At 57.1% G+C, this 19,459-nt stretch carries 23 protein-coding genes; 9 read left to right on the top strand and 14 right to left on the bottom strand.

Annotated features, from left to right (window positions below; translation table 11 throughout):
• Window positions 1-123 precede the first annotated feature (123 nt).
• The 5 genes from yidD to hisI are packed head-to-tail and all read left to right on the top strand — an operon-like array spanning window position 124 to window position 3,234.
• Window positions 124-399, top strand: coding sequence for a membrane protein insertion efficiency factor YidD (gene yidD, locus V6936_RS06275; RefSeq protein ID WP_336579590.1), 276 nt, complete (start codon window positions 124-126; stop codon window positions 397-399).
• The gene (locus V6936_RS06270) at window positions 296-853 is read left to right on the top strand and encodes a SufE family protein (RefSeq protein WP_336579589.1); all 558 of its coding nucleotides are present in this window, start codon (window positions 296-298) and stop codon (window positions 851-853) included. The genes yidD and V6936_RS06270 overlap by 104 nt, the downstream gene beginning before the upstream one ends.
• Window positions 850-2,244 carry a dihydroorotase gene (locus V6936_RS06265; protein WP_336579588.1) on the top strand — a complete coding sequence of 465 codons (1,395 nt, stop codon included), beginning with the start codon at window positions 850-852 and terminating at the stop codon, window positions 2,242-2,244. Before V6936_RS06270 ends, V6936_RS06265 begins: the two co-directional genes overlap by 4 nt.
• 25 nt (window positions 2,245-2,269) lie before the next feature.
• Window positions 2,270-2,722 carry a ferric iron uptake transcriptional regulator gene (gene fur / locus V6936_RS06260; RefSeq protein WP_003801310.1) on the top strand — a complete coding sequence of 151 codons (453 nt, stop codon included), beginning with the start codon at window positions 2,270-2,272 and terminating at the stop codon, window positions 2,720-2,722.
• Window positions 2,719-3,234: a phosphoribosyl-AMP cyclohydrolase gene (gene hisI / locus V6936_RS06255; RefSeq protein WP_003801308.1), complete on the top strand. Its 516-nt coding sequence runs from the start codon at window positions 2,719-2,721 to the stop codon at window positions 3,232-3,234. Before fur ends, hisI begins: the two co-directional genes overlap by 4 nt.
• A 130-nt stretch (window positions 3,235-3,364) precedes the next feature.
• Here the strand turns inward: hisI and V6936_RS06250 are convergent, their stop codons facing one another.
• The 7 genes from V6936_RS06250 to V6936_RS06220 all read right to left on the bottom strand — a co-directional run bounded on the left by V6936_RS06250 (window position 3,365) and on the right by V6936_RS06220 (window position 10,448).
• Window positions 3,365-4,888, bottom strand: coding sequence for a tripartite tricarboxylate transporter permease (locus V6936_RS06250; RefSeq protein ID WP_003801306.1), 1,524 nt, complete (start codon window positions 4,886-4,888; stop codon window positions 3,365-3,367).
• Window positions 4,889-4,890: 2 nt separating this feature from the next.
• On the bottom strand, window positions 4,891-5,340 hold the full coding sequence (locus tag V6936_RS06245) for a tripartite tricarboxylate transporter TctB family protein (protein ID WP_081050018.1): 450 nt from the start codon (window positions 5,338-5,340) through the stop codon (window positions 4,891-4,893).
• A gap of 122 nt (window positions 5,341-5,462) precedes the next feature.
• Window positions 5,463-6,845 carry a sensor histidine kinase gene (locus V6936_RS06240; protein ID WP_336579587.1) on the bottom strand — a complete coding sequence of 461 codons (1,383 nt, stop codon included), beginning with the start codon at window positions 6,843-6,845 and terminating at the stop codon, window positions 5,463-5,465.
• Entirely contained in the window at window positions 6,838-7,557 is a 720-nt protein-coding gene (locus tag V6936_RS06235; protein WP_336579707.1) for a response regulator transcription factor, read from the bottom strand. The genes V6936_RS06240 and V6936_RS06235 overlap by 8 nt, the downstream gene beginning before the upstream one ends.
• 228 nt (window positions 7,558-7,785) lie before the next feature.
• Complete coding sequence (locus V6936_RS06230) at window positions 7,786-8,250, bottom strand: NUDIX hydrolase (RefSeq protein ID WP_003801299.1); 465 nt, start codon at window positions 8,248-8,250, stop codon at window positions 7,786-7,788.
• Window positions 8,251-8,509: 259 nt separating this feature from the next.
• Complete coding sequence (locus V6936_RS06225; protein ID WP_336579586.1) at window positions 8,510-8,836, bottom strand: hypothetical protein; 327 nt, start codon at window positions 8,834-8,836, stop codon at window positions 8,510-8,512.
• Between the two features lie 94 nt (window positions 8,837-8,930).
• Window positions 8,931-10,448 carry a CoA-acylating methylmalonate-semialdehyde dehydrogenase gene (locus tag V6936_RS06220; protein ID WP_301607292.1) on the bottom strand — a complete coding sequence of 506 codons (1,518 nt, stop codon included), beginning with the start codon at window positions 10,446-10,448 and terminating at the stop codon, window positions 8,931-8,933.
• 497 nt (window positions 10,449-10,945) lie between these two features.
• Between V6936_RS06220 and V6936_RS06215 the strand changes: the two genes are divergently transcribed.
• Together V6936_RS06215 and V6936_RS06210 are read left to right on the top strand one after the other, a co-directional pair.
• Window positions 10,946-11,500, top strand: a complete 555-nt coding sequence (locus V6936_RS06215; protein WP_059317729.1) for a cytochrome b — start codon at window positions 10,946-10,948, stop codon at window positions 11,498-11,500.
• Window positions 11,501-11,503: 3 nt separating this feature from the next.
• Entirely contained in the window at window positions 11,504-12,436 is a 933-nt protein-coding gene (locus V6936_RS06210) for an NAD(P)H-dependent flavin oxidoreductase (RefSeq protein ID WP_003801290.1), read from the top strand.
• Window positions 12,437-12,496: 60 nt separating this feature from the next.
• Here V6936_RS06210 and V6936_RS06205 read toward each other — a convergent pair whose 3' ends face one another.
• The 5 genes from V6936_RS06205 to V6936_RS06185 all read right to left on the bottom strand — a co-directional run bounded on the left by V6936_RS06205 (window position 12,497) and on the right by V6936_RS06185 (window position 17,331).
• Window positions 12,497-13,411, bottom strand: a complete 915-nt coding sequence (locus tag V6936_RS06205) for a LysR family transcriptional regulator (RefSeq protein WP_059317728.1) — start codon at window positions 13,409-13,411, stop codon at window positions 12,497-12,499.
• Between the two features lie 394 nt (window positions 13,412-13,805).
• Window positions 13,806-15,431 (bottom strand): copper resistance CopC/CopD family protein, encoded by a 1,626-nt coding sequence (locus V6936_RS06200; RefSeq protein ID WP_131071642.1) that lies wholly within the window; start codon window positions 15,429-15,431, stop codon window positions 13,806-13,808.
• 53 nt (window positions 15,432-15,484) lie between these two features.
• Window positions 15,485-16,021 carry a YcnI family copper-binding membrane protein gene (locus tag V6936_RS06195; RefSeq protein WP_003801280.1) on the bottom strand — a complete coding sequence of 179 codons (537 nt, stop codon included), beginning with the start codon at window positions 16,019-16,021 and terminating at the stop codon, window positions 15,485-15,487.
• Window positions 16,022-16,083: 62 nt separating this feature from the next.
• Window positions 16,084-16,500, bottom strand: a complete 417-nt coding sequence (locus V6936_RS06190; protein WP_336579585.1) for a DUF2946 family protein — start codon at window positions 16,498-16,500, stop codon at window positions 16,084-16,086.
• A 228-nt stretch (window positions 16,501-16,728) separates the two neighbouring features.
• Window positions 16,729-17,331, bottom strand: coding sequence for an ATP-dependent Clp protease proteolytic subunit (locus V6936_RS06185; protein ID WP_131071644.1), 603 nt, complete (start codon window positions 17,329-17,331; stop codon window positions 16,729-16,731).
• A 459-nt stretch (window positions 17,332-17,790) separates the two neighbouring features.
• Between V6936_RS06185 and V6936_RS06180 the strand changes: the two genes are divergently transcribed.
• Entirely contained in the window at window positions 17,791-18,036 is a 246-nt protein-coding gene (locus V6936_RS06180) for a hypothetical protein (RefSeq protein WP_165477556.1), read from the top strand.
• A gap of 207 nt (window positions 18,037-18,243) precedes the next feature.
• Here the strand turns inward: V6936_RS06180 and V6936_RS06175 are convergent, their stop codons facing one another.
• Window positions 18,244-18,618, bottom strand: a complete 375-nt coding sequence (locus V6936_RS06175) for a DsrE family protein (RefSeq protein WP_003801247.1) — start codon at window positions 18,616-18,618, stop codon at window positions 18,244-18,246.
• A gap of 22 nt (window positions 18,619-18,640) precedes the next feature.
• Window positions 18,641-18,985 (bottom strand): carboxymuconolactone decarboxylase family protein, encoded by a 345-nt coding sequence (locus V6936_RS06170; RefSeq protein WP_131071645.1) that lies wholly within the window; start codon window positions 18,983-18,985, stop codon window positions 18,641-18,643.
• A 117-nt stretch (window positions 18,986-19,102) separates the two neighbouring features.
• Here V6936_RS06170 and V6936_RS06165 point away from each other — a divergent pair, with 117 nt between their 5' ends.
• Window positions 19,103-19,414 carry an ArsR/SmtB family transcription factor gene (locus V6936_RS06165; protein WP_003801242.1) on the top strand — a complete coding sequence of 104 codons (312 nt, stop codon included), beginning with the start codon at window positions 19,103-19,105 and terminating at the stop codon, window positions 19,412-19,414.
• Window positions 19,415-19,459: the final 45 nt, after the last annotated feature.

The following is a 19,459-nucleotide window of genomic DNA, read 5'->3' as shown; positions in this document are numbered from 1 at the left end:
AGCCCTTGCTAATCCTTGTCAGACACTGCTGCAAGGTCAAATTTGCTTGCTACTGGAGCAGGTCAGCAAGATCACGATCAGCCTGACTGACCTGATGCTCCATTCCCGTCTTTCGGAGCGGCGATGAAAGCCTTTCTTGTCTCTGTCCTGGTCCTGCTGGTTCGGGGCTACCAACTTTTAATCAGCCCATTATTGGGGCCACGCTGCCGTTTTTATCCTACTTGTTCGCAGTATGCGATTCAGGCTTTGCGCACGCATGGCCCCTTCAAAGGAACGTGGCTGGCCGCACAACGCCTTGTCCGTTGTCATCCTTGGCATCCGGGCGGGCACGACCCGGTTCCTGCTCGTGGCGATCTGGGCAGGCAAGCGTCCAGGCAGTCAGGAGAAGGCCGTGCATAAGGGGGGCGTACCTAAAGAGTCCATCGCTCAGACTCAGCAAGCCATTGTGGACAGTTTCCAGTGCCTGGGTAACTGGATGGCGCGCTACGAATATCTGATTGATCTGGGGCGCTCCTTGCCCGACTTCCCGGACAAATGGCGTACAGAAGCGAATCGTTTGCACGGCTGTCAGGCACAGGTCTGGATGGTCTCTGAATTGCATGATCACAGGTTGTTTTTTCAGGCTCGTAGTGATTCTGCCATCGTCACCGGCTTGTTGGCTTTATTGATGAAGGTGTATTCGGGGCGTCTGCCTGAAGAAATTCTGTCCCATCCCCCCGACTTTTTACGGGCAATTGAACTGGAGCAGCACTTGTCACCGAATCGCGCCAATGGCCTGTTTCACATGATGGAGCGGATTCGTTTGATGGCACAAGATGCTCTGGGTGCAGAAGCCGCAAAGGCAAAACCATGACGCCAGCAATCCTGAAGGCCCCTCTATCCCGGTCCACAGAAACGACCAAACAGCATGATCTGCGCCATGCCGATCTGCTGCTCTGTGGCGGTACGGTAATGACCCCTAACGGTGCCGAGCACATTGACATCGCCTGTGTGCAAGGCCGGATTATGGCTCTTGGCGATTTGCAGCCCAGCTGGAGCGCAGAGTGCCTGCTGGACTTGAGCGGCCTGCATGTATTGCCAGGGGTCATCGACAGCCAGGTGCATTTTCGAGAGCCGGGGTTAGAGCACAAGGAGAATCTGGAAGCGGGGACACGGGGTGCGGTCCTGGGCGGGGTGACTGCAATTTTCGAGATGCCCAACACCCATCCCTTGACGCTGGGAGCTGCCGATCTGCACGCCAAGCTAAATGCCGCTCAAGGTCGTAGCTGGTGCGATCACGCCTTTTACATCGGTGGCTCATCCTTGAATGCCGAATCTTTGCAGGAACTGGAGCAGCTTCCAGGCTGCGCGGGCATCAAGGTCTTTATGGGTAGCTCTTTTGGCGATCTCCTGGCGGATCAGGATGAAGTCCTGATCCGCATCTTGCGTCATGGCCGCAGACGGCTGGCGGTGCATGCGGAGGATGAGGCCAGACTGCGTGAACGCCAACATATCGCTCTGGATAGTGGGGACGTGCGGCAACACCCGGTCTGGCGTGATGTCCCAAGTGCGTTGATGGCGACTCAACGCATCGTTCGCCTGGCGGCACAGGTGAATCGCCGCCTGCATGTGCTGCACGTGTCCAGCGCAGAGGAAATGCAGTTTCTGGCCGCCCACAAAGCTCGCGTGACGGTGGAAGTCACTCCTCATCACCTGAGTCTGCAGGCTCCCGACTGTTATGAGCGCTTGGGCACGTTGGCCCAAATGAATCCACCGGTGCGGGAGCAGCGTCATCAGGACGCGCTGTGGCAGGCGGTCCGAGCGGGTGTGGTAGATGTGATCGGCAGCGATCATGCGCCGCATACCTTGTCGGAGAAGTCTCAGGGCTACCCGGCCTCGCCCAGTGGCATGACAGGCGTGCAAACTCTCCTTCCCCTGATGTTGAACCATGTGCATGCGGGTCGTCTGAGCCTGCAGCGACTGGTGGATTTGACCAGTACCGGTCCTGCCCGGATTTTTGGTCTGGAAGGCAAAGGACGTATTGCCGTGGGCTTTGATGCCGACTTCAGCATTGTGGATCTGAAGGCGCGGCGTCGTATTCGCAACGACTGGATGGCCAGCGTCAGCGGCTGGTCTCCCTACGACGGCCTGCCGGTTGTGGGCTGGCCGATTCACACCATTGTGCGCGGCCATTGTGTGGTTCGTGATGAAGCCTTGGAAGGGCAAGCGCAAGGCAGGCCACTGCGTTTTCTGGATGTCCCCTAGCCGCCCATTCAGCAAGGAGTACGCCATGACGGATTCAAAAGAGCTTAAAGAGCGTGGTCTGAAGGTGACCGCAGCCCGTATCCAAATTCTTGAGATTTTCCAGACCCCCGGCATGGGTCATTTGACGGCGGACGATGTGTATCGTCAGTTGATCCGGCAAGGCAGTGAAATTGGCTTGGCCACTGTGTATCGCGTGCTGACGCAATTGCAGCAGGCAGGCCTCTTAAAGCAGGTTTATTTTGAGCCCGGCCGGGCTCTGTATGAGCGGGATGATGGCGAACACCATGATCACCTTATTTGCACGGACTGCGGTCGCGTGCAGGAGTTTCATGACGAGGTGATCGAACAGCGCCAACAAGCGATTGCTCAAGAGCGGGGCTTTCAAGTTCTGGCTCATAGCCACGTCTTGTATGGGCCTTGCCTGAATCCCGATTGCACGTATCGCCCCGGCTCCCCCCATGACAAGGAGAAAACGTGAAAACAGCAGGAAAAGAATGCGGACTGGACGACACCCCCATGGTGCAGATGCGCCCTCGAGTGTCAGTGGAACAGGTGGAAGAGGGCGAGGAGCTGGCGCCCAAATTTGACGAACAGGGCCTGATTGCCTGCATCACTACAGATGCGAAGAACGGGGAGGTCCTGATGTTGGGGTACATGAATCGGGAAGCCTTGGAAAAAACCATACAGACGGGCGAGGCCCATTACTGGAGCCGGTCGCGCCAGACGCTCTGGCATAAAGGGGCGAGTAGTGGACTGGTGCAGGCAGTAGAGGAGATGCGCATCGATGACGACCAGGATGCCGTACTGCTGCGCGTGCGGGTAGCCGGTTCAGGAGCCAGTTGCCACGTAGGCTACTACTCCTGTTTTTATCGGCAGGTACCGGTAGGAGCGGCGCACCGCAAGGGCCAGAAACTGGTGTTTATTGAGTCGACCAAGACCTTTGATCCGCAGGACGTGTATGGCGATGCGCCCAATCCTACCGTGCTTTAGCCTGCCGTTTGGGTGGACGGGGCCAGACTAGAGGCTGTCCGGTTTTCCTTGGGGAGCATGCTAACAAAGCCGGGCGTGGTCGCCCCGCTTTGTGTTTGTCGCAGTTGCCTTGTGAGCGGGCTTGGCTCCACTAGGATGCTTTGGCCAGACCCCCCCATTTTTTCTGACGGTTCGCGCGCCAGAACGAGTAACTCAGTCCCAGTATCAGCAAGATGCAGGCGATGATAAAGACCATGCTGATCGGGCGCTCCAGAAAGATCATGGGGTCGCCGCGGGACAGCAGCAGGGCCCGGCGGAAGTTCTCTTCTACCATCGGCCCCAAGACAAAGCCCAGCAGCAAGGGGGCAGCTTCAAAGCGCAGGCGCATGAAGCCGTACCCCAGAATGCCAAACAGCAGCACGATGTTGACATCGAACAGGTTGTTGTTGGTGCTATAGACGCCCACGCACACAAAGAACAGGGCAGCGGGGTACAGGTACTTGAAAGGTACAGACAGCAGACGCACCCACATCCCGATCAGGGGCAGGTTCAGGATCAGCAGCAGGATGTTGCCCACCCAGAAGCTGGCAATCAGGCCCCAGAACATATCGGCGTGTTCGACCACCATTTGTGGGCCGGGCTGGATGCCATGAATGATCAGTGCCCCCAGCATCAAGGCCATGACCGGATCGCCAGGAATGCCCAGGCTCAGGGTAGGAATGAAGCTGGTTTGGGTCGAGGCACTGGTGGCGGCTTCGGGCGACGCAATGCCTTCAATCGCACCCCGTCCAAAACGCTCAGGTTTCTTGGCGATTTTCTTTTCCGTGGCATAGGCAATAAAGGAGGCAATGGTCGGGCCTGTGCCGGGCAGGATTCCGAAGGCAGCGCCAATGGCCGTGCCGCGAACCAAAGCGCCCTTGGACTGCTTGATGTCGCCTTTTTCCGGGCGCAGGGAGCGGGTGGAGACTTTACCAATAGCCTTGGTATGGCCGCTATGGATCCGGTTGATGTTCTTGAGGAAGTCCGCAATACCGAACAGACCCATGGCCAGTGCCACAATCTGCAAGCCGTCCTGCAGCTCCGGAATATTGAGGTCAAAGCGCGACACACCGCTGTTTACGTCCGTCCCTACCACGCCAAAGATCAGCCCCATGACCACCATGGCCACGCCTTTGATGGCCGAGCCTTTCGCCAAGGTGGCCCCGGCCAGCAGTCCCAGCATCATCATGGAAAAATATTCGGCAGGGCCGAACTTGAAGGCCACATTGACCAGGGCTGGCGAGAACAGGATCATGGCCAAAATGCCGATCGTGGCTCCAAAAAAGGAGGACAACATCAACATGAACAGGGCTGAGCCGGCCTTGCCGTTGCGGGCCATGGGATTGCCATCCAAACAGGCCACCGCGTGTGAGGCGGTTCCGGGCAGGTTGAGCATGATGGAGGTGATGCCGCCGCCGTATTGGGAACCATAGTAAATTCCGGCCAGCATAATCAGGGCAGCCGTGGGCGTCATGGCGTAGGTCAGGGGCAGCAGGATGGAGATGGCGGCCAGTACGCCCATGCCGGGCAAAACACCGATCAGGTTCCCCATGAACACGCCAAAGACGGCCCACATCAGGTTATCCAGTTGAAAGGCAACGCCAAAGCCGTGCATCAGGTTAGAGAGAATGTCCATGCCTAGCCCCACGTGAACAGGGGAAATTGCAGCTCCAGCCCCCAGGAGAAAATAAGCACACCCAGCAGCGTTACAAACACGGACAGCAGCAAAGCGGTGAGCCAGGAGTGCTCTTTGTCGCCCATGGCCGAGATGAACACCAGGGCGAAGGTGGCGGGAACCAGTCCGCCGTAGCGGCCCAGGATAATGAAGGCGATGATGCCACCCACAATGGCCAGCCAGCCTCGCCATTGCGGTGGGCCGTAATCTTCTTCCTGCTCCTCGTCGTGCGAGGCGGTCTCGACAAACAGGTACAGCGCGCCCAGCGCGATCATCACGATACCCAGCAGAAACGGGAAGTATCCCGGCCCCATGCGGGCCAGGCTGCCCAGGGAGTATTTCTGTCCCATCAGAACCGTCAAGACGCCCACCCCCACCATCAGCCCGACTGAGTAATATTTTTGTCTGCTCATGACCCTCCCCATTTCCGTAAAGCACGCATGATTTTTATAACTCCTGAAAAAGAGCGTTTAAAAATGAGGCTAGCTTAGCGGAGCAGAAGTTTGCTTAGGGTGACAGTTTCATTACCTTTTGGTCATGTTGGCGGTTGTGCAAAAGAGGGGGCGGGAAGCGCAATGGTAACTTTCAGGCCGGATTCTCCTTTTGAGAAAATCAGTTCGCCGCGATGTAATTCAACGATGGCCGAAACACTGCTTAATCCCAATCCAAATCCTTCGCTGTCATGATGGTAGCGGTAGAAATATTTGCCCACGTTCTCGTATTCACTTTCGGGTAAACCGGGGCCATCATCTTCAACACTAATCACAACAAGATGGCCGATTTTTCTTTCGATGCCGACGTTAACGTTTTTTCTGGCATATTTAATTGCGTTGTCCACGATATTGGCCAAGGCACTGGCTAAAAGATTGCTATCACCATTCAGGGTGACGGCATCAATTCTCTTTTTGTGCAGTCTGACCCCTTTTTCTTCCGCAATAAACTGGTACAGATCCAGAACGTCCTCCGCAATCTGCTCCAGGTTGCAGGCTTTAAAGCTTTGTCGGTGGACTCCGGCATTCAGTTCTGCAATCTGCAGCAGCTTGCCCAGCAGTACGCTCAGCTTCTCCACTTCTTCAATGGCTTCCTGTTGGGCCTGCTGGACGGGTGCCGGGACGCCGGGCAGGTTACGGGTCTCGCGCAGCTTGCCAACGATTCGGGTCAGTGGCGTGCGAATATTGTGGGCTACGGTATCGGAGATATGGCGGGCGCTTTGCATCAGGCTTTCAATCTTGTCCAGCATGCGGTTGATGTCGTGGTGGATCAGGCCAAAGATATCCTCGCTTTCGGAACTGATACGCTTGGAGATGTCGCCTGCACCTACTTGCTCCGTCAGCACACGGATGCGGCCGATGCGGTATTTCAGTTCGCTGCTAAAGACGTAGGCGCCCAGAATCACCAGCATCAAGGCGAGCATCATGGAGGTGAGGATGATGCGGCTCAGCATGGCACGCAGCTCGTTCAGGGTGCCCAGTTCGTGCCCAACTACCAGAGTTTCTCCGCCAGCCAATTTGGTGACGCGAACATTTCCTTCAGACAGGGCATCGATATGCTTGATCTGAACTTCCACCACCTGTTGCTCGGGCAGTTCGTTCAGGCCTGGGATCGCGTGGATATTGCCCACCAGTGTGTGCTTGTTCTCATCGAGCAGCAGGTAGATTTCCTGCCCCGAATCAATCCGGTCCGACAAGGTCAGTTCGATCATGCGCAAGACCTCTTCGCGTCCACCTACTTCATAGGCAATGCTCAGCCGCTGCACTGCAACGCTGATCTGGCGCAAGTGCTCGTCGCGCAAGGCACCAAAGACCTGAACGTAGAAAAAACCGATCAGAAACAAGGTGGTGAAGATGGCCAGTATGCTGTAGTTGAGCGTCAGCCGAAACGAGGTGGACTCCCAGAGCCGTTTCAGGAGCTCAATCATCGCTGCGTTTCAGCCTGATCCCGTCAACGCTAGCCTTGTCGCTGAGTACATAGCCGCGACCGCGTATCGTATGAATCAGAGGTGGAATGCCTTCCCTGTCCACTTTACGCCGCAGGCGGCTGACCAGCACATCCACCACATTCGATTGCGGGTCGAAGTTGTAACCCCAGACCACTTCCAGCAGCATGGTGCGGGTCAGGATTTTGTGACTGTTCATCATCAGGTAGGACAGGAGTTTGACTTCGCGCGGTTGCAGCTCCAGCACGACCCCTGCGCGGGTGATTGTCTGTGTACGAATGTTCATCACCAGATCATCAATCTGCACACTTCTGATTTCTGCATTATCTGTGCTGCGGCGGATCAGGGCATGCAAGCGGGCAGCCAGCTCCTGAAAGGAAAAAGGCTTGATTAAATAATCATCGCCGCCCGCTTTTAAACCATCCACTTTGTCGTCCACTCCTGATAAAGCACTCAATACCAGAACGGGGACTTTTTTTCCTAATGATCGCAAGGTGAAAAGAATAGAGAGGCCATCTACATGATTGGGAAGCATGCGATCCAGAATAATGACGTCCCATATCTCTTTCATGGCATTTTCCAAACCGGATACGCCGTCGTGACTAGCGACAACCGAGTAGCCCAGTTCGGACAAACCATTTACCAAATAGCGGGCGTTGTCGCGGTCATCTTCAATCAATAAGCAATTCCACATATGACTTTCCATTTTTTAGAAACAGGCAATGACATCCATTTAAAAAAACGGATTGTTCGCAAGGCTTAAGGCGGATCATGAGTCAAACATGACAAAACGCTCATGTTTGGCGTCGGCGATGAAAAGAAAAAGGGATGGGCACCCGATCGCAAGCCATTCCGGATTATAGGAATAATTAGCCTGCGTCTTAGAAGCGGGTAGACCGGCGCTGCAGAGGCTCAGTGTCGGTCAGGCAGTGCGGCAGGAGGCAGCCAGTGCCAATGCGCGGCGCGCGAGGCCACGTACATCAAGGCTGTGTGCCACCTCCAGCGCGTCCAGCTCGGCCTCGGTGAACCAGCGCGCGTCCAGTGCGTCATCGGCGGCTTGAGCGCTACCCGACTGCCACTGAAAGAGAACAGCGATAAGAATGAAATGTGGATAGCTTGGCGGGGTGGGGCTGGGTTCGCGGTCAAACACATCCAGGGCATCAAAGATGTGCAGGGCCTGACCCTGTACCCCAGTTTCTTCGCGCAGTTCACGATGCGCGGCGGCATGAATGGTTTCACCGGGACGGATTTTGCCGCCCGGGAATGCCCAGCGCCCAGCATCGGGCCGGTTGGCGCGGCGTATCAGTAAAATTCGGTCTTGATGAACGACGGCGGCCAGGGTGGCGGGAACCGGTCCCGTGGCAGGGGAAGCGGGATCAGCGGACAAGATAGCAACTCCAGGTCAAGGATGGCCTTCCTTGATCAAGCGGCGAGCAGATAGCGATCCGTTCCTTTGCTGGCATGACCCGGATCAAGCTCAGCCGGTCACTCTGCTTAGCAACAGGGACAGGCAGTTTTTCAGCCCGCTTCCCAGGGCCCCTCGATCATAAAGACGGTTTTTGACAATATGACCTGGGCGAGTATACCTGCCTTTGCGTGACCCTTGCTCCCTGCGCCCTGGCCCTGACCCGCATGCCCACGACGGACTACGCATCGCTGGCAAGCTGGGCTTGAATGAGTAGATCAGCCAGTTGTTGGCGGGCAGACGTCCACCGTCCAAGCACGGTGTCCTCGCCCACACTAGGATTCAGTACATCCTGTATGGCCTGTAGCAGACAGGTGCTTGTCATGGGATCGAGCTCAGGCAGGACGGGCAGGGCCTTATGCAGCTTGCTGGTCCAGGTGGCCTGGGATTCTGCAAGGGGGCAGGTACGCAGCAACAAGGCATACAGATGGATGGCCAGGGCGTCACCACCTGTTTCCAATAGGCAAGCGGTGGTCTTGATGAGGTCGCGTTGATCGTCAGTCAGCATATGCAGGGGCAGGGGAGAGGGACGGCAAAGTCGGTGGCAGCCACGGAACGCATGGGGCGTTCGCTTGTTGAACCCTAAAAGGTGGCTGTGGTGCTCATTGCGTAGTGGGCATGACAAATTGCGCGCCTTTGGCGATGCGTTCCGGCCAGCGCTGCATGATGGATTTTTGCCGGGTGTAAAAGCGCACCCCTTCTTCTCCATACGCATGCATATCGCCATACAGGCTCTTTTTCCAGCCGCCAAAGCCGTGCCAGGCCATTGGCACAGGCAAAGGCACATTAATTCCCACCATGCCGACTTGAATGCGGCGCGCGAACTCGCGGGCTACATGACCGTCGCGCGTAAAGCAGGCTACGCCATTGCCGAACGCGTGGGCATTGACCCGTTCTATGGCTTGCTCAAGGTTCGCCACCCGCATGCAGCCCAGTACCGGCCCGAAGATTTCCTCTTGGTAAATACGCATCTCAGGAGTCAGACCGTCGAATAAGGTGCCGCCCATCCAGAAGCCGTCCTCGCAGCCTGGTCCCGCTTCACTGCCTTGAAAGTGGCGGCCGTCGACCAGTAGTCGGGCACCTTCCTGTACGCCCAGTGCGATGTAGTGGGCAATGCGTTCGTAAGCGGCACGGCTTATGAGGGGGCCCATTTCGGCGGCCGGGTTTTCGCCATTTAGCACCTTCAAGGCTTGCGTGCGCTCGACGAGTTTGGGGATGAGCCGGTCGGCCACATCCCCCACCAATATGGCTACGCTGATGGCCATGCAGCGCTCGCCCGCCGAACCGAAGCCGGCACCGATCAGTGCGTCCACCGCCTGATCGATATCGGCATCGGGCATCACCACCATATGGTTTTTGGCACCACCCAGCGCCTGCACTCGTTTGCCATGACGAGCGCCCGCTTCGTAAATGGCGTGGGCGATCGGCGTCGAGCCTACAAAGCTGATGGCCTGCACCAGCGGGTGTTCCAGCAGCGCGTCAACCGCTTCCTTGTCGCCTTGCACCACATTGAATACCCCATCGGGCAGACCCGCCTGTTTGAACAACTGGGCGATCAAGAGCGAGGGACTGGGGTCGATCGGACTGGGTTTGAGAACAAAGGTGTTTCCGGCGGCAATGGCCAGCGGAAACATCCACATGGGCACCATGACGGGAAAGTTGAACGGGGTCACACCCGCCACGACGCCCAGAGCTTGGCGTACCGTCCAGTTATCGATATGGCTTGATACCTGTTCGGTGTAATCGCCTTTCAGCAGTTGCGGGATGCCGCAGGCGAACTCCACGATTTCAATGCCGCGAGCCACTTCACCTTGGGCATCGCTGAAGACCTTGCCATGCTCGGCGGTAATCAGGTGGGCCAACTTGTCCTTATGCTCGTTCAGCAGTTGCAAAAACTTAAACAGGATTCGGGCGCGGCGGATAGGTGGGGTGTCCGCCCAGCCGGGGAAGGCGCTTGCAGCGGCCTGAACTGCCTTATCCACCTCGGCAGCGGTGGCCAAGACGACCTGAGCGCTAACGGCGCCGGTGGCGGGATTGCAGACGTCCAGATGACGGCCAGAGGTGCCCGGCACGCGCTGGCCGTTGATGTAGTGGTCAATAAGGGCGACAGGATGAGTCATGCAGTCAGTCTCTTGGAGGGGGCGTTGTAAAGCAGCATTAGCAACTCCTAAGATAGGTGACTATAAGAATCATGTAAAATGATGAATAATGAATTTATAAATCATTAATAGTGAATAACAAGCACTACGTTCAACGCAGGCTTGCGATGAGCCGAGGCGTTACTCGTCAGGACCGTGGCTTATGCCAGTTAAACCTGGGCGATAGATGCGGTGACGCCTGACTCGTTGGCCGTCGCCTCATGACAGGGTATAAAGATTAAATAAATCATAAATAAAGATTGGTCCTATCAGGTTTTATCATTTTACTTGATGATTGATCGTGTCTATCTTAGCGGCGTGCGGACGGTGACCCGTTCCAGAGCAAGGGCCTTGGCGGGCCCGTCGCTCACTTCTTTGCAAGCCGCGCGGCATTGGCCAGCACTCACGCGTATCGCCCGGCTTACGGTGTGTGTGCTAGGACAGGAGAGGGTCTTCAGTGCTTTTTCAAGGAGGTCGTCATGCAGTTGCGCGACAACGGACTCAGGTTCTCGCCCATTACGATTGTGCTGCACTGGCTGGTCGCAGCCTTACTGCTGTCTATCCTGGGGTTGGAGGTGGCAATGGCCCGAACCGCGGCCCAGGCCTCGTCTGCCCGACTGGAGCCGATACAGAATCTGTTGGGGCTGATGCTCTTTCTGATCTCGGCTTATCGATTCTGGGCCAGGGTGAGCTCGCCTCATCCTTTACCCTTGGGCTCGCCCACGCCGGTACAAGTGATTGTGTCCCGCTCGGTGGCCACCGCCCTGGCATTGGCGATGGTGCTGCTGCCGCTAGCCGTCTGGCTGTCCCGCGCAGCGGCCGGCGTGGGAATTGAGCTGCCCGGTGGCTTGATGCTCCCGGCTCCGATCGGCCCGAGCAAGCCGCTCAAGGCGGTGCTGGACGCTTTGTTCAACATTGGGGCGACGGCTTTTGTGGCCGGGCTTGCTCTACATCTGTTTGGCGCGTTCAGAAACCACCTTGTGCTGAAGAATCAGACCTTGCGCCGCATGTTGGGCAGACAGGTGGAGTTGTGAATCATGGGTGATACAAAACAGACTTTTGCAGGCAATGTCATCACAGACATGTGCGGGGTAGCGTATCCGATTGTTCTGGCGGGCATGGCCGCGATTTCGGGGCCTAAACTGGTGGCCGCGGTAGCAAATGCGGGCGGGGTGGGAGTGTTGGGAGGCTTGCGTCTGGCTCCCAAGGTGCTGCGCGAGTGGCTGCGGGAAACCAGAGGTCTGACCGACAGACCGTTTGGTGTCAATATCGTGCCCCAGTTTGGTGGACCGGCTGTGTTTGAGGCCCAGTTTCAGGTGATTCTTCAGGAGCGGCCCCGACTATTGTCTTTGTTTTATGCCGAGGATGCTGGTGCCGACCTGATTGCCCGCGCCAAAGATGCGGGCATGATCGTCATGGTGCAAACCGGCACGGTGGCTCTAGCCCGTCAAGCGATTGCACAGGGAGCCGATATTGTGGTTGCCCAGGGCAGTGAGAGTGGAGGGCATTTGAATCGTGGCACGGTGGGCTTGATGTCCTTGCTGCCTGCGATTATTGACGTTGCACACGGTTGTCCCGTTCTGGCGGCGGGCGGCATCACGACAAGTCAGGATGTGCGGGCTGCCATGAGCCTGGGCGCGTCGGGGGTGCTGGCAGGTACTGCTTTTTTGGCCAGCGAGGAATCCAATGCGCACCCACTCTACAAACACAGAATTCTGGAGGCAGGTACGGACGATACGGAGTATCGCACTGGTTACTCCTTTGGCTGGCCCTATGGGACGCCGCATCGGGTGATACCCAACCGGGACAGGTGGAATCTGTTGCGTCTGATCGGGGGCGGTGCCAGGGCGATTGATCAGGACAGCGTGGCCAGGAAACTGTCTTTGTATGCCGGTCAGGGGGTGGGCAAAATCCATCGTATTATGCCGGCTGCAGAGCGCGTGGCGGAACTGGCACGGGGCCTGTCCTGAGGCTTTACGGGCAGATGGTTGTGGGAAGGCTGCGCAGGCTCAGCCTTGGGACTGGTGGGGCTAATCGAGGCGTTCGGCCTGGTCTTGCATTGATTTGGGTAATTGGGCGAACTGTGTGTGCGCCAGGGCGAGAAAACTGCGTAGAGCCGAGCTGGGTAGGGTATCCGAACGACGGATGAACACGGTTTTCACCCGGGCTACCTGCGGCGGCAGCTCATGACATTGGATAGGCAGGTGCATGCTGCGGGTTTGGGCAATCGCCTTCGGTAGTAAGCTGATGCCCATGCCCGAGGCCACGCAGGACAGAATGCCGTCCAGGGTGCCCATTTCCATGATCTGATCGGGGACCAGGCCGGCTTGATGGAGCCAGTGTTCCAGCGTAGAGCGGTAAAAGCACCCGGTCCTAAAGACCAGCACGGTTTGCTGGGTGATCTGTTCGATGAGCTCAGAGAGGGAGGGGATGGCCTTGCTGCTGAGCAGAACCAGTTCCTCTTCAAAGACTTCTTCTTGTGACAAGGCAGGATTGTGATGGAGTCCGCCTACAAAGGCGCCGTCCAATTGGTGACTTTCAATCGCTTTGATGAGTTCGGCCGTGGTGCCGGTTTGCAAGGACAATTGAACCTGGGGATAGCGTTCGCGGTACTGAATCAGTAATGGCGGCAAGCGTATGGCAGCTGTAGTTTCCATGGAGCCCAGGCGTAGCAGACCGCGTGGCGTGCCCGTGTCCTGCAAGGCGGCGCGGCTTTCATTGGTCAGTTGCAAGATCCGCTGGGCGTACGTTAGAAAAGTACGCCCCGCCGCTGTGAGTACCACCCCGCTTTTCTGGCGTATGAACAGTTGCTGCCCCAGCTCGGCCTCCAGCTCCTTGACCCGCATGGTGACATTGGACTGCACAGTATGTACTTTCTGGGCGGCAGCGGTAAAGCTGCCCTGTTCGGCCACAGCACAAAAAATCTGTAACTGGCGCATTTCCATACCGACTTCTCCATCGTTAAAAATGATGCCTGGTTTTTTGTTTCATCACTTTATGGTATTCATGCGCGACCGTAAAGAGGTCCTTCAACGCGGATTGCGGTCAGGGAGAGACTTGATGGTACCAAGTACACAGCAATCAGGTACGCGATATTCTGCCCGATCATCCCAATAAGATACAGGTTGCTAGCCCCGCGAGCGTAGGGCTGGCCAGACGGGGTCATACTGGGTCAGTTCCCTAGCTGTGATGAACAAGCTCAGTCTGCCCTAAGCGCTAGGGTGGCGGCCTTGGCCGCCCTCAAGATACTGGATTTGCTGGCGCGAAGGGCAGTGCGAGATTCTTGGCTATGTGCGTTTGTGCAGTCCCGCTGGAAATGGCACATGGGCGGAGCGCGGTTCAGTGCGTCTGCAGATTCAACGTGCCGTCCAGATTGATGCGTTCAAAGTCAGAGACCAATACCTGAATGCGAATATTCCAACTGGCCAGATGAGGCAGTTCAATCGGGTTGACCAGCCACTGGCCCTGCAAGGTAGGGGCAGCCGGAAAAGTAATGGAGGCGATACCGGCCTGCGGGTTGCTGAACGTCACCTCGACCTCTTGGGCTTGAAGGGGGATGAAACCGGGCTGGTGCAAGGTGATGGTCAGGGTGGGTCGGGAGGTAGCCGTGGCTGGGAGATACACCAGATCCGCCATGCCTGTTTCGGTTCGGATATGACTGGCAATGCCGGGCGCGACCCACTGGGCCAGGGACCGGGGAGGTGGGGTAAAACGCCACAAGGCGACGACGGCCAGGATCAGCACGGCCAGCGCGTATTCCAGACGGATCACTCTTTGCAGGGCGTAGCGCGCTCCTTCGCGCTTTTGCATCACGGCCGGGCTCAAGCGATAGCGGTTGTATGCACCCAGGGCCAGCAAAAACGCGACCAGAACCAGCTTGGCGATCAGGACCTGACCATATCGGCTTTCCCAGAGCGAGGCGAGCTGATCGAATTGCACGTAGATCAAGGCCACGCCGCTTAGGGTCAGCACCAGCAAGATGCGGGGAATCCAGTGCGAGAACCACCTTAACAGGTGGGGCGGTTTGTCGTGCCTGAGCGCACAGACCAGCGGCAGGAAGGAGCCCACCCACAGTGTCAGTGCCACTCCATGGAGCCAGACGCTGGGCCGCGAGAGCCAAGTGGGACTGGCTGTACTGGCATGGCCGCTGGAAGCCAGCGAGGCTCCCAATAGAACGAGGGCCGCGACGGCCAGCCATGGCTGGGCAGTGGTCCAGACTGCTTTCCAGGAAAGGGCCGCACCAATCAGAGCCATCCAGCCCAGCAGCACTGCCAGGCCCATGGAGCTGGATACACCGGCTGTCCAGGGCTGGGGCTGTAACAGTGCAGAGAGCGGCAAATCCAGGGCATCGATACCCACCAGGCCCAGAGTCAGCAACAAGGCAGTGGCGCCCACGGCGAACAGAACGGGAAGCCAGTGTCGATGACGGGCAAATGCCCCCTGGGGCGTCGGGCTCAGCGTTTGGTAGACCAGCCCTCCTATCCCTGTGAACAGACTCACATAAGCCACGAATCGGGCCAGCCAGATCAGACCATTTCGCAGGGGATGGCTGTGGGGTGTGGACGTCAGATTGGTGCCTGGTGTGCCAATGGAAAACGTCAGGATTCCGCCAACGGGGTGGCCGTCGGCGGAAATCACCCGCCAGCTCAGGCCGTAGTTGCCTTTGGCCGACAAGGTTGGCAAGGCCAGCTCCAGTCTCTGTTCGTGTGTGACGACGTTCGTGAGCGTCTCGACGGTGCCGTCAGGGCGAATTAATTTGAGCAGCAAGGGTGCCACGGGCTCATTGAAGCGCAAACTGGCGGTTTGCGGGGCCTGCATCAGAATCGTGCCGCTGGCGGGTTTGCTATCCACCAGGGCTGCATGAGCATGCAGTACGGGCGACCAGACCAACAGCAAGAGCAGCACCATCAGCCCTGAGACCAAGGCAAGCCCGCCTGCACGCCCTTGCTGAGTTTGCGTTTGCATAAAATTCTCCTTCAGGCGGATGCGCCCGATCCGTTCGCATCCGCTACCTGGGCTTACGGTTTGGGCAATAGCTGCAATGCCGGCGCGGGGGCGTCCGAATGATCTTTTGTCGGTCGTGAACCGGACTCAGTCTGATCGATCCAGCGCTCCAGTCCTTGCTCACATTCCTGAACGACCGGGAAATGGAGCGTGCTGTTGGGTTGGAGTTCGTCGCTCAAATAGCTGATGAAGACAAATTCGTCGTAATGATCGTCTGGCAATGGGCCACCAGCCCAAATCACTTCCTGGACCCCCGAGCTGACTTTGGCGCCCCAACGGGTGTAGCTTTGCGTGTAATCACCCTTCACGGTTTCCAGTGTCCAACCGGCCTTGGGCTGGGGTTTGACGCCCACTACACCGTCGGGAACACGGACACGGATTTTGGTGGTGGCAGAGCCTTTGCAGCCATGCGGAACCGTCAGAATGGCCTTATAGCTGCTGCCCACGGGGGCTTGCTCGGTGAGCAGTGAAATGTGGGCAACAGCGCCCGAAGCGAACAGCATCGCTGCCATGCCCGCAATGGCACGGGAAGACGTGGAAAAAATCGACATTAAAAACCTCGGCTGGATAGAAAAGTGCAAACCGTCACGGAACGGGGAAACCATCGGCGAGGCTAAAAGGGTGGGGCGCGTGAGCCTAAGGGCGGGCCTTGTGCCAGTAACGGCGACCAGGCCCGATGCGTATCGTCCAGCAACACGGCCCGATACCGCATCAGATTGTGTAGGGCCGGTGCATCCAGGGCAGGCAGTAAAGCGGCAGAAACCGCCATGCCAAAGGGGCAGTCCTGCTCAGGGTGAGGCGTGTCGGGGTCTGCCTGGCCCTCTTGGTCGGGCAGATCAATCCAGAGCGTAGGGGTGGAATGGCTTGCCGTACAAAAGGTAATGGCAAAGCCCTTGCTGTGGGACGGACTGGCAGGCATATAGCCGACCGGGATAAAGGCGCGACCCACGTAAGCCAGCACAGCCAGGCAAAACAGAATTTGCCAGACTCCGAGCTTGCGACAAACGAGACGAGGACCCAGGGCGCGCATGGGCAAAAGTATATTATAAAATACACAGCGGCCTGATGAGGTCTGTGTCAGCTATAAGGCACCAAATTTCAACGTGTCCTCACGGGGCTGCTTGATGAGGGGCAGGGTTCGCGGCCAGGATACCTGAGTCTGTAGAGCATCCTGGTGTGTGGGCGAGGGGCCTGATACGGCATCGCGGTAGGAAATGTCCGCAACACGCACTCCCCGTCCCGCAGGGCGGGGAGGGGTTTACGCTTGAGAGGGCAGCAGCTCGTTACGGCGTTCGATAATGCGCGAGATCAGGCCATATTCAATGGCTTCCTCGGCACTCATCCATTTGTCACGTTCGATATCGTCACGTACACGCTCGATAGGCTGGCCGGTTTCACGGGCAATCACTTGAGCGATACGTTCGCGCGCTTTCATGATTTCTTGCGCTTGAATGGCCATATCGCTGGCCTGACCGCCGGCGCCACCACTGGGCTGGTGAATCAGAAAACGGGTTTGGGGCAGGCAAACACGACGCTCGCGAGCCGCACCGAGGAACAGGTGGGTAGCGGCACTGCCGACCCAACCCGTCCCGACCATGGTGACAGGCGAGGAAATAAAACGCACTACATCATGGATGGCATCGCCCGATTCCAGATGGCCGCCGGGCGAGGACACGATCATGGTGATAGGGGCGGTGGACTCCGCATCCAGAGCCAGCAGCTTGCGCACGGTTTCCGAGGCGAGTTTGTCCGTGATGGTGCCAAAGACCAGCACTGTGCGGGCGCGGAAGGCTTTTTCTTCCAGGAAAGCGCTGTGTTGAGAGTTGCTGTCAGAGCTGGTTTCTTTTTCTTGGCCAAACATGGGAAAGACTCCAAGGGGTAAGTGGTCTGTCTGCTAAGGAAAATCGATTGCTCGACTATATCCCGGCTGATGGTCTGCGGGTTTTTTGCGCGGCGCTTTGTGTGGTTTTTGGTATCGGGCCACAGGGGACACCATTGCGCTTGGCATAAGCGCCCCGCAAGCAGCGCGGTGTGCCTTGCAAAGCAGTTCATGGTCGCATGCTTGTGGGCGTCTTGATCGCAAGAACAAGACCTGATTATTCTTCCTTTCCGATTCGCTTGACGGCTAAGACCGCTGGGCACGCCATGGCTTGGCGATGAGCCCTTGCATCAAATTGTGGAGGGGTGATGGCAAAGCCTTTCTGCTGCACGTGGGGCGAGGCTTGCCGTTCAAAAACGATATCGTTCCGCTCACTTCTCAGTGCTCACCGATATTGCTGTTGTTGAAGCTGTGCTTCACATACAGATTGGGCGTAATGCCTTGAAACGCAAAGCGTGGCATGCCCACATTTTGGCCATGGTCGAGCTGTGGCAGATTCTGCCGGAGCAACAATGGCTGCACGAGCAATCGCGCCTGTATCTGGATGCCTTGCTGACGCCCGAGTTAAGTGAGACAGGGCGTTTTGTGGGGCATCTTTATCAGGTTGCGCCGGGGCAGTCGGAGTTAGTGGAGTCGGCTTGCGCCAGCTTCTTTTTACTGGAGGCCTTGCTGGCGCATTTGGCTTGATAGACGGATAGGTCGCTTGCTTGCCCCTTGCGTGATTGCGGGGTGCCGCGATATCGATGGTGTACGTTTCTTTGTGTAAGGCCGGTCCAGAAAACGAGGGTGCCACGTACGATTGCCCTACGTGATATCGATATCCTGTCTTCAAGAAAGAACAGGCCAAAACACAGAATGGGTTTTGGCCTGCGTTGCATTGGACGATGCGGTGGGTCAGGAAATCTGTAAAGACCCGGTCGCACCCATCAGCAGGTCGATCACATCCGGTGCGGTAATAATCTCAAAACGCGGGTCCATCTGCTCGGCGCTCAGGCCGTTATGCAGCATGCAGGACTTGCACACGGCCACGCGCCCACCTTGCTCCAGATACTTCTTTAATAGATCTGCGGCCGGTTCAAAGGGCGCGCCAATATGGATAGGTTCGGCGGCACCGGGTACTCCCAGGGCGACCCCTTCAGCCATCAGAATCAGGCAGGCGCTATGTCCTTTCTGAACGGCATTGAGCGCCATGGTCAGAGCCACGGTCACTTTGTCGGGATTGCCCTGTGCATGAAATAGCGTCGATACGAAAGCAGCGGGTTTAGGCATTACCGTTCTCCTGGTTTATGGTTCAAGACTTGAACTCATTGAAAGCCGCCACCGCATTGGCGGCATACATGACAGAGGGACCACCGCCCATGTAAATCGCTACCCCCAGTGCTTCATGGACTTCTTCCAGACTGGCATTCATCTGCGCCAGTGCCTTGCTATGAAAGCCTATGCATCCTTCGCAGCGGGTGGCCACACCAATAGCCAAGGCGATCAGTTCTTTGGTTTTGGCATCAACAACCCCGCCTGCCATGGCCGCCTTGCCCAGGTCTCCAAAGCCTTTCATGACCTCGGGCTGTGTCTGACGCAACTGGGCCAGATTGCCGGAAATGGTGTGGGTCAACTGCTTGTAGCTGGTTTCACTCATAGGTCACTCCTTTGGGATGGAAGAAAAGAAAAATGCCGTCCTTAATAACTTCTTTGATTGAGTATATGCTAAATTAAGCATTAACTAAATTAACAAGTCTGAAACTTTCGCAAAACCATGATCCAACGCAAATCCGACATTGAGCTTTTGCAAGAGAGCGCGCAACAAGCTGCTGCCTTGTTGCAGGCTGTTGGCAACCCTAAGCGCTTGGTCATCTTGTGTTTGTTAATTCAGCAAGGCGAGATGAGTGTGGGCGCCTTGAACGAGATGGTGGCACTTAGCCCATCGGCTTTGTCACAGCATCTTGCTCGGATGCGGCAGGAGGGCTTGGTCAGCTATAGACGACAGGCCCAGACGCTGTACTACCGAATTGAAGACCCGAATGTCGCCAGACTGATTGGCACCCTCAAAGATATTTTCTGTCCCTGAGCCTGTAGGCGGCAGAAAACAGGGCGGGTGACAATGCCCGTTACG

Origin of the sequence: Alcaligenes sp. CHO6 (genome assembly GCF_037120595.1) — a bacterium.
GTDB lineage: Bacteria > Pseudomonadota > Gammaproteobacteria > Burkholderiales > Burkholderiaceae_B > Alcaligenes > Alcaligenes ammonioxydans.
This window is presented reverse-complemented; position numbering and strand designations above follow the sequence as displayed.